General features: G+C 64.9%; 12 protein-coding genes. 4 read left to right on the top strand and 8 right to left on the bottom strand.

Annotated features, from left to right (window positions below; all coding sequences use genetic code 11):
- Nucleotides 1–4: 4 nt before the first annotated feature.
- Nucleotides 5–868, bottom strand: a complete 864-nt coding sequence (locus tag AC1Q64_RS07190; RefSeq protein WP_492250880.1) for a lysophospholipid acyltransferase family protein — start codon at nucleotides 866–868, stop codon at nucleotides 5–7.
- 132 nt (nucleotides 869–1,000) lie between these two features.
- Here AC1Q64_RS07190 and metK point away from each other — a divergent pair, with 132 nt between their 5' ends.
- The 3 genes from metK to AC1Q64_RS07205 all read left to right on the top strand — a co-directional run bounded on the left by metK (nucleotide 1,001) and on the right by AC1Q64_RS07205 (nucleotide 3,252).
- On the top strand, nucleotides 1,001–2,182 hold the full coding sequence (gene metK / locus AC1Q64_RS07195) for a methionine adenosyltransferase (protein WP_291434808.1): 1,182 nt from the start codon (nucleotides 1,001–1,003) through the stop codon (nucleotides 2,180–2,182).
- Nucleotides 2,183–2,566: 384 nt separating this feature from the next.
- Complete coding sequence (locus AC1Q64_RS07200; RefSeq protein WP_492250881.1) at nucleotides 2,567–2,752, top strand: DUF1328 family protein; 186 nt, start codon at nucleotides 2,567–2,569, stop codon at nucleotides 2,750–2,752.
- A gap of 41 nt (nucleotides 2,753–2,793) precedes the next feature.
- Nucleotides 2,794–3,252 carry a hemerythrin domain-containing protein gene (locus tag AC1Q64_RS07205; protein WP_492250882.1) on the top strand — a complete coding sequence of 153 codons (459 nt, stop codon included), beginning with the start codon at nucleotides 2,794–2,796 and terminating at the stop codon, nucleotides 3,250–3,252.
- A 34-nt stretch (nucleotides 3,253–3,286) separates the two neighbouring features.
- Here the strand turns inward: AC1Q64_RS07205 and AC1Q64_RS07210 are convergent, their stop codons facing one another.
- Nucleotides 3,287–4,528: a diguanylate cyclase gene (locus tag AC1Q64_RS07210; protein WP_291434811.1), complete on the bottom strand. Its 1,242-nt coding sequence runs from the start codon at nucleotides 4,526–4,528 to the stop codon at nucleotides 3,287–3,289.
- A 558-nt stretch (nucleotides 4,529–5,086) separates the two neighbouring features.
- Between AC1Q64_RS07210 and AC1Q64_RS07215 the strand changes: the two genes are divergently transcribed.
- Nucleotides 5,087–6,124: a bifunctional nicotinamide-nucleotide adenylyltransferase/Nudix hydroxylase gene (locus AC1Q64_RS07215; protein WP_492250904.1), complete on the top strand. Its 1,038-nt coding sequence runs from the start codon at nucleotides 5,087–5,089 to the stop codon at nucleotides 6,122–6,124.
- A 79-nt stretch (nucleotides 6,125–6,203) separates the two neighbouring features.
- On the opposite strand, the gene AC1Q64_RS07220 is transcribed toward AC1Q64_RS07215, so the two are convergent.
- The 6 genes from AC1Q64_RS07220 to AC1Q64_RS07245 all read right to left on the bottom strand — a co-directional run bounded on the left by AC1Q64_RS07220 (nucleotide 6,204) and on the right by AC1Q64_RS07245 (nucleotide 13,708).
- Nucleotides 6,204–7,460, bottom strand: a complete 1,257-nt coding sequence (locus AC1Q64_RS07220) for a Zn-dependent hydrolase (protein ID WP_492250883.1) — start codon at nucleotides 7,458–7,460, stop codon at nucleotides 6,204–6,206.
- Nucleotides 7,461–7,486: 26 nt separating this feature from the next.
- A complete protein-coding gene (gene hydA / locus AC1Q64_RS07225; RefSeq protein ID WP_291434815.1) occupies nucleotides 7,487–8,938 on the bottom strand; it encodes a dihydropyrimidinase in 1,452 nt (483 codons plus the stop codon).
- 79 nt (nucleotides 8,939–9,017) lie between these two features.
- Nucleotides 9,018–10,475, bottom strand: coding sequence for an NCS1 family nucleobase:cation symporter-1 (locus AC1Q64_RS07230; protein WP_492250884.1), 1,458 nt, complete (start codon nucleotides 10,473–10,475; stop codon nucleotides 9,018–9,020).
- A gap of 387 nt (nucleotides 10,476–10,862) precedes the next feature.
- Entirely contained in the window at nucleotides 10,863–12,176 is a 1,314-nt protein-coding gene (preA, locus tag AC1Q64_RS07235) for an NAD-dependent dihydropyrimidine dehydrogenase subunit PreA (RefSeq protein WP_492250885.1), read from the bottom strand.
- Nucleotides 12,177–12,209: 33 nt separating this feature from the next.
- The gene (locus tag AC1Q64_RS07240) at nucleotides 12,210–13,559 is read right to left on the bottom strand and encodes an NAD(P)-dependent oxidoreductase (protein ID WP_492250886.1); all 1,350 of its coding nucleotides are present in this window, start codon (nucleotides 13,557–13,559) and stop codon (nucleotides 12,210–12,212) included.
- The gene (locus AC1Q64_RS07245) at nucleotides 13,559–13,708 is read right to left on the bottom strand and encodes a hypothetical protein (RefSeq protein WP_291445432.1); all 150 of its coding nucleotides are present in this window, start codon (nucleotides 13,706–13,708) and stop codon (nucleotides 13,559–13,561) included. The genes AC1Q64_RS07240 and AC1Q64_RS07245 overlap by 1 nt, the downstream gene beginning before the upstream one ends.
- Nucleotides 13,709–13,773 lie beyond the last annotated feature (65 nt).

Raw genomic sequence — 13,773 nt, forward strand, 5'->3', positions numbered from 1 at the left:
CCCTTCATGCTGCGCCCCCCGCTGCAGGCTCAGCAGGCGCTGCCTCGCCACGCGGCTGCTTGTAGCGGCCATAGCCCCACAGATATTGCTCAGGGCATTGGCGGATGAGATGTTCCATGGCTTGGTTGATTTGCAGCACGGCCTGGTCCATCTGGTCGGACAGCGGCTGGGACAAGGGCTCGAAATGTGTGACGTAACCACGGCCCCGCGGCAGGCGCTCACAGCGCACCAGCACTACGGCCGCACCGGTCTGCTGCGCCAGGCGCGCAGCCAGGGTCATGGTGTAGGCGTCACGGCCAAAAAAAGGCGCCCATTGTCCTTGCCCCTCAGGCGGCACCTGATCGGGCAGCAGGCCCACGGCCTCGCCCCGGCGCAGGGCCTTGATCATCTGGCGCACGCCTGCCAGCGTGGTGGGCACGGCCAGCATGCCGGGGCGGTTGCGTGCGGTCTCCATCACCTTGGCCAGCCAAGCCTGGCGCGCGGGGCGGTACAACACGGTGATAGGGCCACGCTCCGCGCTCCAGCGGCGCGCAGCGGCCTGGGCCGACAGTTCAAAACACCCCTGGTGCGGGGTCAGAAACACGATGCCACGGCCGGCGGCATAGGCCTGCTCTACGCAGGCTTCGCCTGTGAGTGCACACGGCATGGCGGCGCCCAGCCACAGGCGCGGCAGCTCGGACACCATGCGACCGGCATGGGCCACGGCGGCACGCACATCCCCAAACGCGTAGCCCGCCAGTGCCGAGTTGGCGAGGAACCGGCGCCGGTACGTGGGGGATGCGACAAACGCCACCCAGCCCATGGCCGCGCCCATGACATGCAGCAACCACAGTGGAAATACGGAAAAGAATCGAAAGACGACTGGCATTAAAATGACGGGGTCGCTGAGTTAAATGAGCAACTTGCAGGGCGACGTTAAAAAAATCTGCTAAAGCGTTCGCCAGATCTCCTTCGGGGTGAGGGCAACGCCCCAAATGCCGGAACACAGGAGTTTATTCAAATGGCGAACGACTTTCTCTTTACCTCGGAATCCGTCTCCGAAGGCCACCCCGACAAGGTGGCCGACCAGATCTCGGACGCGATTCTCGATGCGATCTTCAAACAAGACCCCCGCTCGCGTGTCGCCGCTGAAACGCTGACCAACACCGGTCTCGTGGTACTGGCGGGCGAGATCACCACCAATGCCCACGTGGACTACATCCAGGTGGCGCGCGACACCATCAAGCGCATCGGCTACGACAACACTGACTACGGCATCGACTACAAAGGCTGCGCCGTGCTCGTCGCCTACGACAAGCAGTCCAACGACATCGCCCAGGGCGTGGACCACGCGAGCGACGACCACCTGAACACCGGCGCTGGCGACCAGGGCCTGATGTTCGGCTATGCCTGCGACGAAACGCCCGAGCTGATGCCAGCGCCCATCTACTACGCGCACCGCCTCGTCGAGCGCCAGGCCCAGCTGCGCAAGGACGGCCGCCTGCCGTTCCTGCGCCCCGACGCCAAGTCGCAAGTGACGATGCGCTATGTGGACGGCAAGCCCCACAGCATTGATACCGTGGTGCTCTCCACCCAGCACCACCCCGACCAGAGCGAAACCCAGACCAGGATGAAGGCCTCGTTCACCGAAGCCATCATCGAAGAGATCATCAAGCCCGTGCTGCCCAAGGAATGGCTGCAGAACACGCGCTACCTGATCAACCCCACCGGCCGCTTCGTCATCGGTGGCCCCCAGGGCGACTGTGGCCTGACCGGCCGCAAGATCATCGTGGACACCTACGGCGGCGCCTGCCCCCACGGCGGCGGTGCTTTCAGCGGCAAGGACCCAACGAAGGTAGACCGTTCGGCTGCCTACGCTGCCCGCTATGTGGCCAAGAACATCGTGGCCGCGGGCCTCGCGCGCCAGTGCCAGATCCAGGTGGCCTACGCCATCGGCGTGGCTGAGCCCATGAACATCACCGTGTACACCGAAGGCACCGGAGTGGTGTCGGACGACCGCCTGGCCGCACTGGTGCGCGAGCATTTCGACCTGCGCCCCAAGGGCATCATCCAGATGCTGGACCTGCTGCGCCCGATCTACGAAAAGACGGCAGCTTACGGCCACTTCGGCCGCGAAGAACCCGAGTTCAGCTGGGAGAAGACCGACAAAGCGGCGGCACTGCGTGCTGCCGCCGGGCTGTAAAGCCCGCCGCGTGATAGCGCGGTTTTCGGTCTTCGGGCGCAGTTCATATCGCGCCAGCGATATGAACGAAGACCAAGGTACGGACAAGGCAGCAGGGCTGTAAGCCCTCCGCGCATCGCGCGGCTTTCCGTACGTGGACGAAGCTCATATTGCGCAGCACTGTGGTTGGAGACCAAAACACCGTCAGAGCCGCACCACCTCCCAAGCCGCAACGCTCCGCGTTGCGGCTTTTCTTTTTGGGGCACCCCTGGGTTCCTCAGCGGCGCTCTCCTACACCCACCGCCCGCCTGCACTGACGGCACGCCCCATGGACCGCCGGTATCGTTCCTGCACAACCTTTTGCAGCCCCGCGCTGCCTCACCACCCACCGCAAGGAGCGCCCCCATGCTGAAGTACGCCATCATTTTTGCCCTGATCTCCCTCGTGGCCGGGGCCCTGGGTTTCAGCGGTGTCGCCGCAGGCGCAGCGGGCATTGCCAAGGTGCTGTTTGTGCTGTTCCTGGTGGTTGCCGTGGTGTTCGTGGTGCTGGCGGCCATCGGGGTGGGCGCCGCGCGCAAGGTGCTCCAGTAGTCCTTCACACCTTTGTCAATTCAATGAAACACCAGCCCACCATGACCGACACCACCAACATCTTTGAAGCCCTGCGCGAGAGCCACGAACGCCAGCGTGCGCTCTACAGCGCACTGACCGACACCAGCGGGGATACGCCCGAGCGACGCGATCTGTTCGATCAACTCAAAAAGGAACTCGCCGCCCACGCCCAGGCCGAGGACCGCCACTTTTATGTACCGCTGATGGCGCACGATGCGGGCATTGACCTGTCGCGCCATGCCATTTCAGAGCACCACCAGATCGATGAGCTGGTGGAGTCATTGGAAGAGACCGAGCCGTCGAGCCCCGCCTGGTTGCCACTGGCCAAGAAGCTGGCCGAGAAGGTGGACCACCATCTGAAGGAAGAAGAGCACCGCTTCTTCCAGATGGCCGGCAAGCTGCTGACGGAAAAGCAGAAAACCGCGCTGGCGGCGGACTACCGGGCGGACTATGAGGAAGCCAAGGCCGCCATGGCCTGAACGCGCCGGGCTCGGACCGTATACACGCCCGGGATCACACTGCCTCTTCGGCCTGCACCACACAGTTGCGACCGCTGGACTTGGCCTTGTACAGCGCCGTGTCCGCGCGCTTGATCAGGGCGTGGCTGTCTTCCTTGTGGTCCCAGGTGGCCACGCCAAAGCTGGCACTGACATGGCCCACGGCGTCAAACGGCGCACCTGCAATGCGCGCACGCACGGCTTCGGCCATGGCCATGGCAGCATCCACCGGGGTTTCCTTGAGCAGGATGATGAACTCCTCGCCCCCGAAGCGCGCGGCGCAGTCGGACGACCGGAGCAATTCGCGAACACGCAGCGCCGTGCTCTTGAGCACCACATCGCCCGAGTCATGCCCAAAGGTATCGTTGATGCGCTTGAAAAAGTCGATGTCAAACATTACCACCGACAGGCTACCCTTCTTGATGCGGGTGTCAGCCATCTCGGTCTCCAGCCTCTCAAAAAAGCGGCGGCGGTTCACCAGGTCAGTCAGGAAGTCCTTGGTGGCCAGGTCTTCCAGCTTGCGGTTGAGCCGCGCCATAGGCTCGATCACCAGCGACGACAGCGACAGATTGAGGCCCACAAACAGCAACACAAAGCTGCCCACCAGCGCCGCCATCACCGTATTGAAGGTCTGACGCGCCTTCTCCAGCGGGAAATACATCGGCACCTTCACCACCTGGATGCCCACCGTTTCGTTCATGCCCCAGCCAAAGCCGTTCTTGTCGCCATAGACCTTGAGCATGGTGGGCGGTGCGACTGCCGGTGTGCTGTGGCAGGCCATGCACTGGGCCTGCTTGATGGTGATGGGGCGGGCCACGTACATGGCACGGTGCATGCCCTCGCCCACCTCGCCGGTCACCTCCTTCTTGGGGTCGGCCCGGCCTTCGCGGAAGTCGCCGATGATGCGTTCCTCCCACTCGTTGGCCCGGTCGCGCAGGTTGGTGGGGTTGAGCACCGCCTCCTTGTACTCATAGCCCGGAAACCGGTTCTGCAGGCGGCGCAGGGTTTCGGTGGCCGCGTAGGCAGGCACGGTCTGGGGCAGGAATTTTTCGGCCAGCGTCACGTCCAGGTGGGGCTTGACCAGCTCGGTGGTGTAGTCGCGAATGGCCATGGCCGCGTGCATCATGATCTGCGAGTTGTGCTGCACCTCCTCGATGGCCGACTGCTGCAAAAAGCGGTGCACATAGGCGCCCGCGCCCAGCACGGCCAGCAGCAGCACACCCGCCAGCACCAGATTGAATTTGAGCCGCAACGACATGGATCTCCCTCGGCGGCCCGCACACAGCGGGCCTGATATTGGAGGTGCGGACACGCCACATCGGGCGCAGTCCCCCGGTTCACACAGGTGAGCTTGCACGCCGCATCGCAGGACCACCGCGTGAAAAGGACGGGTTCGCGCTGAAGAAACACTGCGCGCAGCGTGCAAGCGGCGCATTGTCGCCACGTTTGCATAAGCCGGTCCACCCCTTTTTTGCCAGTCGGTTGTACACGCCAAGGCCCCAGCCCTTCACGTGACAGGCCAGACCGCACCACCATGAGACACGCAGTGGCTACCAGGGCGGCAACAGCCCGCCCGGCCGCAACCTCCATAGCCGTCACCCAGTCGCGCCCCGGCTGGCTGTAAAATCACTACAAAAAAGATAGCTGCCAGCACATACAAATCCTGCGCATCCAGCCAAAAAGCTCGCAAAACCTGCTCGTAAGCCGCTTCAACGCCCGGATCAGACCTGGCTGAACCACGGCCAGCGCAAGGACCCGGGCAACCCCAACGCCAGCGAAGTGAAGGGCCCTGATGCGCACCACCAGCCGGAGACATATGGTCGATACCGCCATTTACATCGGACGCTTTGAGCCCGTGCACAGCGGCCACATGGCACTGCTGCAACGCGCGTTGGACAGCGCCCCGCAGGTCATTGTGGTGATCGGCTCGGCGTGGCAGGCGCGCTCGCCCAAGAACCCCTTCACCTGGCAAGAGCGCGAAGCCATGCTGCGCGCGGCCCTGGCCCCTGCAGACAGTGCCCGTATGCAGGTGCTGCCCATGCGCGACTATTACAACGAAACCGTGTGGGTGCAGGCCGTGCGGCGTGGCGTGGCGCACATGACTGCGCCAGACGCACGCATCGGCCTGGTGGGCCACTTCAAGGACGCCACCAGCGGCTACCTCAGCGCCTTTCCTGGCTGGCAGCTCATCCACCTAGAACGCCAGGGCCGCATTGATGCTACCGCCATCCGCGACGCGTACTTTGGCGCCACCTCCGCCACCGCGCGTGCTGCCGTGGCGCCACTGGCCGACGAGATTCCCGAGAGCACCGTCGCCACGCTGGAGCACTTTGCGCAGACCCCACACTACCCCGCGCTGCAGGAAGAGTGGCGCATGCTGCGCGGCTACCGCGAAGCCTGGGCAGCCGCGCCCTACCCGCCTGTGTTCGTGACGGTGGACGCCGTGCTGCGCTGCCAGGACCACGTGCTGTTGATCCGCCGCGCCCACGCGCCCGGCAAGGGCCAGCTGGCCGTGCCCGGGGGATTCATCGAGCAGCGCGAAACCGTGTGGCAGTCGTGCCTGCGCGAGCTGGTGGAAGAAACCCACTGCCGCCTGCCCGAGGCCAGAATGCGCAGCGCGCTGCAATCGGTCGCCGTGTTCGACCACCCCGACCGCAGCCAGCGCGGGCGCACCATCACCCACGCGCACTACTTTGACTTGGGGGACGCATCCTTTCCTGCGGTGTTGGCCGATGACGATGCGGCGCTGGTGCAGTGGACGCCCATCGACCAGCTGGCCGGATTGGAAGAGGAGTTCTTTGAAGACCACTTCCACATGCTGGATCACTTTCTGGGACTGACGGAGTTGCACTGACAACGCACAGCCGGATTTCAAGCAAAAACAGACTCTAGCGTTTGCGCACAAAGCGCCGAAAGCTATCATTTAAATAGCATTACATCCCAGCCCGCTCCAGCATGGCATGCAGCAGCACATTGCACCCCGCCTCGATGTGCTCGGGCTTGGCGTCCTCGATCTCGTTGTGGCTGATGCCGTCCTTGCAGGGGATGAAGATCATGCCGCTGGGGGCGAGCTTGGCCATGTAGACCGCGTCGTGCCCCGCCCCTGACACGGCAGGCATGTGGCTGTAGCCCAGCTTGGCGGCAGCGCGGCCCACGGCCTCCACACACTCGGGCTGGAAGAGTTGCGCCGGGTAGCTCGACACCATCTCGATGTGCACCTGCACGCCGTGTTCTTGGGCCACCTGATCGGCAAAGGCCTTGACCTCGGCGGCCATCGCATCCACCAGCGCATCGGTGCTGTTGCGCAGGTCGATGCTGAACTTGACGCGGCCGGGGATGACGTTGCGGCTGTTGGGGAACACCTGCACCATGCCCACGGTGCCGCGCCCGTGCGGCGGGTGACGGTGGGCGGCAGCGACTACGTCTTGCATGATGCGCGTGGCGGCCAGCATCGCGTCCTTGCGCAGGGCCATTGGGGTGGGGCCTGCGTGGGCTTCCATGCCGGTCACGGTGCAGTCGAACCAGCGAATGCCGAGCACGCCGCTGACCACCCCGATGGTCTTGTTGTTGTCTTCGAGCACCGGGCCTTGTTCGATGTGGGTTTCGAAGTAGGCGCCGATGGGGTGGTCGCCGGGCTCCTGGTCGCCGATGTAGCCGATGCGCTCCAGCTCACCCTTCACGGTCTTGCCTTCGGTGTCGGTGGCGGCGTAGGCGTGCTCCAGCGTGAAGGCTTTGGCAAAGACGCCCGAGCCCATCATGACGGGCACGAAGCGGCTGCCTTCTTCATTGGTCCAGAAGGCGACTTCGATGGGTGCCTCGGTCTGGATGCCGTGGTCGTTCAGTGTGCGCACCACCTCGATGCCCGCCAGCACGCCGTAGTTGCCGTCGAACTTGCCGCCGGTGGGCTGGGTGTCGATGTGGCTGCCGGTCATGATGGGTGGCAGGCTGTTGTTGCGGCCCGGGCGGCGCATGAAGCCGTTGCCGATCTTGTCGATGGTCACCGTCATGCCTGCTTCGCGCGCCCAGCGGGTGACGAGGTCACGGCCCTGCTTGTCCAGGTCGGTGAGGGTGAGGCGGCACACGCCGCCCTTGGGGGTGGCGCCGATCTGCGCCAGCTCCATGAGCGACGCCCACAGGCGGTCTCCGTTGATGCGCAGGTTCTCGATGTCAGTCTTCACTTTGGTGTCCATGGTGTTCTCCGGATGCATTGCAGCGGTCAGCGCGCAACGGCGGTAGGGGCCAGGTCCTTTGCACGCTTTTGCACGGCCTGGAAGTTGGCGCCAAACGCAGGGCGCTTGATGTAGCGGCCTGTGCCCTGCTCGGCCCGCAGGTCGCCGTTGGCAAACACCACGCGGCCCTGGCTCACAGTGTGACTGGGGATGCCGCGCACAGTGCGGCCTTCAAAGATGTTGAAGTCGCCCTTGCTGAACTGGGTTTGGGCCGAGAAGGTCTTGGTGCCTTGCGGGTCCCACAGCACCAGGTCGGCATCGGCGCCTTCGCCAATGAAGCCCTTGCGCGGGTAGATGTTGAACAGCTTCGCCGCGTTGGCCGATGTGATGGCCACGAACTCGGATGGCGTGAGGCGCCCGGTGTTCACGCCACCGTCCCACAGCGCAGCCATGCGCTCTTCCACACCGCCCGTGCCGTTGGGGATCTTGGCGAAGTTCTCTTTGCCCATGGCCTTTTGCGCAGCGCAGAAGGTGCAGTGATCCGTGGCCGTAGTGTGCAGCTGGCCCGATTGCAGGCCGCGCCACAGCGCCTCCTGGTGGCCCTTGGGGCGGAAGGGTGGGCTCATCACATAGGCGGCGGCCTTGGCAAAGTCGGGGTCGCGGTACACGCTGTCGTCCACCAGAAGGTGGCCGGCCAGCACCTCGCCGTACACACGCTGGCCGCGCGCACGGGCGCGGGCAATGGCGTCGGCAGATTCCATGCAGCTCACATGCACCACGTAGATGGGCACGCCCAGCACGTCGGCAATGGCGATGGCACGGTTGGCAGCCTCGGCCTCGACCATGGGCGGGCGCGACAGCGGGTGGCCCTCGGGGCCGGTGATGCCCATCTTGGCCACCTCCTGCTGCAACAGGTACACCAGCTCACCGTTCTCGGCATGCACCGTGGGCATGGCGCCCAGCTCCAGCGCGCGCTTGAAGCTGTTCACCAGGGTTTCGTCGTCGCACATGATGGCGTTTTTGTAGGCCATGAAGTGCTTGAAGCTGTTCACGCCCTCCTCCTGCACCAGCGTGCCCATGTCGGCGCGCACCTGCTCGCTCCACCAGGTAATAGCGACGTGAAACGAATAGTCGGCGGCCGACTTCTCCGCCCAGCCACGCCACTTGCGGTAGGCGTCCAGGATGGGTTCTTGCGGGTCGGGGATCACGAAGTCGATGATGCTCGTGGTGCCGCCCGCCAGCGCGGCGGCCGTGCCGGTGAAGAAGTCGTCCATGGTCACGGTGCCCATGAACGGGAGCTGCATGTGCGTGTGCGGGTCGATGCCGCCGGGCAGCACGTACTGGCCGCTGGCATCCAGCGTCTGCGCGCCAGCGGGGGCCTGGGCCGCAGCGTCATCCCCCACGGCCACGATGCGGCCATCGACGCACAACACATCGGCGCGCTGTTCACGGTCGGCGTTGACCACGGTGCCACCGCGGATCACAAGGGCTTGGCTCATGGGGGTCTCCTTCAGGGATACGGATCAATTCAAAAAAGGGACCCTGCACTGGCACCAGGCCCAGGCGGGGTCCAGGGGGTCACTTCTTCTTGGCTGTCAGGTAGTAGTAGGTGCCAGCCACCGCCAGGCTGAAGAACCAGCCCGAGTCGAACAGCGTGAGCCAGACCGCAGGCATGCCCGCCTTGTCCACGACGCCCGACACCGCCAGATAGCCGGGCAGGCAGGGCAGCACGCCCAGCGCAAAGGCGATGAGTGCATGCAGGTTCCAGCCGTTGCTGTACTCGTACTCGCCGCCACGGCGGTACAGGTCGTCCACCTTCAGCTCGCTCTTGCGCACCAGGTAGTAGTCCACCAGCAGAATGCCCGCGATGGCGCCCAGCAGGGTGCCGTAGCCGCCCAGCCAGGTGAACAGGTAGCCGCCCGAGGTGGCCAGCAGCTTCCAGGGCATGAACAGCAAACCCAGCCCTGCAGCGATCAGGCCGCCCATGCGGAAGCTGATCTTGGATGGGGCGCACTGGCTGAAGTCGTACGAAGGCGACACCAGGTTGGCGGCCACGTTCGTGGTCAGGTTGGCCAGCAGGATCACCAGCAGGCCCAGACCCGCAGCCACGCTGCCCATCTGGGTGAGCAGGCCGTCGGGGAACAGCTGGGCCTTGCCATACAGGATGGCCGAGGCCGAGAAGCCGATCACGCCCACCATGGAGAACAGCGCCATGGGGATTGGCAGGCCGATGGCCTGGCCCATGACCTGGTCCTTTTGCGTCTTGGCAAAGCGCGTGAAGTCGGGAATGTTGAGCGCGAGCGTGGCCCAGAAGCCGACCAGCCCCGTCAACGCCGCCCAGGTCTTGGGGCCACCCTCGACCACTTTGGCGGGCAGGTTGAAGAGTTGCCCAGAGGGCACCTTCATCATCAGCACCACCACCAGCACGATGGACGCAATGATCATCAGCGGCGCAGCAATCACTTCGAGCTTGCGGATGGACTCAGGGCCCTTCCAGATGAAGTAGATGTGCACCGCCCAGAACGCGAGGAAACACATGAACTGCGAGGTGCTGATGGTCTGCCCATCCGCCGGCCCCGCGAGCCCCATGCCCAGGATGTTCAGGAAACCATGCAGCGCCAGCGCGCCAAAGTAGCAGTTGATGGAAAACCAGCCACACGCCACCAGGCCGCGCAGCACAGCGGGCAAGTTGGCGCCTTTCACGCCAAACGATGCGCGCGCCAGCACCGGAAACGGCACGCCGTACTTGGGCCCCACGCGCCCGATGAGCACCATGGGCACCAGCACGATGCAGTTGGCCAGGAACACCAGCCACACCGCCATCTGCCAGGTGAAGCCCTGGTCCAGCATGGAGCTGGCCATGGTGTAGGTGGGCACACACACGACCATGCCCACCCAGAGTGCGGCAAAGTCTTTCCAGGTCCAGTGTCGCTGCGCGGCGGTGGTGGGGAGCAGATCTTCATTGGCGAGCGTGTTGGATGCTCCGCCGGGCATTAGCCCCGCCACATGGGCCGCGCTGCCGGTACTGTTGGTCATGCCTGTACTCCTGTCAAAGACGTCGTTGGGGTTGCACACAACCCGCTGTCTGGTCCAGCGCCCCAGGAGCCTGTCGGACTTGGAAATCGTCGGCTGCAAATTGACCGCAGCGGTCCAGTCTTCACCGCCTTCTTGCCCCATAGCCAAGCTATGGGGCTGCAAAGTCGGCAAAAACTGTCCTCGCTGGGGCCAATTTTCGCGATCGACGCTCCAAGTCCGACAGGCTCCCAGCGCTGGCAGATGGCGGGCAAAGGGAAGCGAGCGATGCTAGAGATCACGCAAGAACTGCACCAGATGCAGTGCAGCATGCGTTGCAAATCGGCACCACAACGGGTGCAGTCACAACGCCTTGCAAGGTCTGTGGCAAACGCACGCAGGGGGCGCATATCAAGCTGCGGCAGACACGCGCTGCGGGTTGTTGGGGTGCGTGGTCCAGTTGGCATATTCGCCCGTCACCGTCTTGCCCGTGCGCACATCGACTTCACCCGGCTCCAGCGCGCGCATCGTGATGCACTCGGGCACGGGGCAGATCGACACACACAGGTTGCAGCCCACGCATTCGGCCTCGTTGATCTCGAACTTGCGTACGCCGCCCTCCTTGGTGAAGGTGATGGCCTGGTGCGAGGTGTCTTCGCAGACCACATGGCAGCGGCCGCACTGGATGCAGGCATCCTGGTTGATGACGGCCTTTTCGATGTGGTTGAGGTTGAGGTTCTTCCAGTCCTTCACCGTGGGCACGGCCTGGCCCTTGAAGTCGTCGAGCGTGGCATACCCGTGCTCGTCCATGAAGTTGGACAGCCCATCGCACATGTCCTGCACGATCTTGAACCCATAGACCATGGCGGCGGTGCACACCTGCACCGTACCGCAGCCCAGCGCGATGTATTCGGCCGCATCGCGCCAGGTGGTGATGCCGCCGATGCCGCTGATGGGCAGGCCCGCGGTCTGCGCGTCGCGTGCAATCTCGGCCACCATGTTCAGCGCAATCGGCTTGACGGCCGGGCCGCAGTAGCCGCCATGCGAGCCCCAGCCGTCGGTGCTCGGGCTCATCACCATGCGGTCCAGGTCCACGCCCATGATGGAGTTGATGGTGTTGATGAGCGACACGGCATCGGCGCCACCCGCTTTGGCCGCGCGCGCGGGTTGGCGCACATCGGTGATGTTGGGGGTGAGCTTCACGATCACTGGCAGCTTGCTGTAGTGCTTGCACCAGGCCGTGACCATCTGGATGTACTCGGGCACCTGACCGACGGCCGCGCCCATGCCGCGCTCGCTCATGCCGTGGGGGCAGCCGAAGTTGAGTTCAATGCCGTCGGCGCCGGTGTCTTCCACGAGCGGCAGGATGGCCTTCCAGCTCTGCTCCTCGCACGGCACCATGAGCGAAACGATCATCGCGCGGTCCGGCCAGTTGCGTTTGACACGTTTAATCTCTTCGAGGTTGGTCTGCAGAGGCCGGTCGGTGATCAGCTCGATATTGTTCAGGCCGATCACGCGGCGGTCTTGCGACATGAGTGTGGAGTAGCGCGGGCCGTTGACGTTGACCACGGCCGGGTCTTCGCCCAGCGTCTTCCACACCACGCCGCCCCAGCCCGCTTCAAAGGCGCGGGTGACGTTGATCTCTTTGTCGGTGGGCGGTGCGGACGCGAGCCAGAAGGGGTTGGGGCTTTGGATGCCCAGGAAATTGCTGCGAATGTCTGCCATGGGGTGCTCCCGTGAAAACTGGGGTGAAGGGGTTCAAGCCATCAGTGCGGCGTGGATGGACACAGCGGCGACCTTGCCGTGCTCCACCGCTTCCACCGTGAGGTCGCGGCCGCCCACACGGCAGTCGCCACCCGCCCATACACGCGGCAGGCTGGTCTGGCCTTCGGCATCGGTGGCGATGCGCCCGCCCTCCAGTGCAATGCGGTTGCCCACGGGTTCGGCCACAAAGGTCTGGCCAATGGCCTTGAGCACCATGTCGGCGTCCAGCGTGAAGGTTTCGCCCGTTTCCACCAGCTTGCCGCCGCTCAGCGCCGTGGCGGCGAACCGCACACCCGTCACCGCACCGTTTTCGCTCAGCACCTCCTTCGGTGCCGCCCAGTGGCGGATCGTCACGCCGTTCGTCTGCGCCCACTGCTGCTCCACAGCAGACGCCGACATGGCCTCGGCGCCGCGGCGGTAGACGATGGTCACTTCTTCGGCGCCCAGCTTGCGCGACTGCACGGCAGCATCCACCGCCGTCATGCCGCCACCAATCACCACCACGCGGCGGCCCACCGGCAGGGTCGAGAGGTCGGTGCTCTGGCGCAGCTCGGCGATGAAGTCCACCGCATTGCGCAGACCGGTGACCGTGGGCTCAGCCACGCCCAGCGCGTTCACGCCCTGCAGGCCCAAGCCCAGGAACACAGCGTCGTACGCGCCCAGCAGGCTGTCGAGCGTGATGTCACGGCCCAGTTGCTGGCCGGTGCGCACCTCGATACCGCCGATGGACAACAGCCACTCCACTTCCTTTTGCGCGAAGTTGTGCGTGGTCTTGTAGCTGGCCAGGCCATATTCGTTGAGGCCGCCGAGCTTGGGGCGCGCCTCGAACAGCACCACGTCATGCCCACGCACAGCCAGGCCATGCGCGCAGGCCAGGCCCGCCGGCCCGGCGCCCACCACGGCCACGCGCTTGCCGGTGGCGGCTGCACGCTGGAACAGCGGTGCACCGGGCTGGGCAAAGAAGGCGTCGGTGGCGTAGCGCTGCAACGAGCCGATCTCCACCGGCTTGTCCTCGTTGGTGTTGCGCACGCAGGCCTGTTCGCACAGCACCTCGGTGGGGCACACGCGGGCGCACATGCCGCCCAGCGGGTTCGCCTCCAGGATGGCCCGGGCCGCGCCCCGGTTGTTGTCCTGCGCAATGCGGTGGATGAACGACGGGATGTCGATGCCGGTGGGGCAGGCCGTGGCGCAGGGAGCGTCGTGGCAGTAATAGCAGCGCTCGGCCTCGATCAGCGCTTGCGGGCGGGTGAGCGGCGGGTGTGCGTCGCTGAAGTTCACGGCGTAGTCGGCCAGGTTCAGGCGTGCGGCATGAATGCCGCAGGCACGGCTTGCGGGTGTGTCCATCAGGTTTCCTCCGAGAGGGTCAGGGTGGGGGTCTGGGCGCCCAGGGGGCGTGCAAGCGCACGCCGCGCAGCGTTGGAGCGCCAGCCAGTGGCGCCAACCAATGCGGCACCGGCGTGAATGCTGGTGCCCGCAAACTTCGGAGGTTTCATCGTGGTCCTCGCTGTGGGGGGCAGGTGCCCGCTGCGTTGTTGCAGCAGTGCCCTGCGTTGTGGAT

The organism is Acidovorax sp. GW835-FHT14G06 (assembly GCF_058793595.1).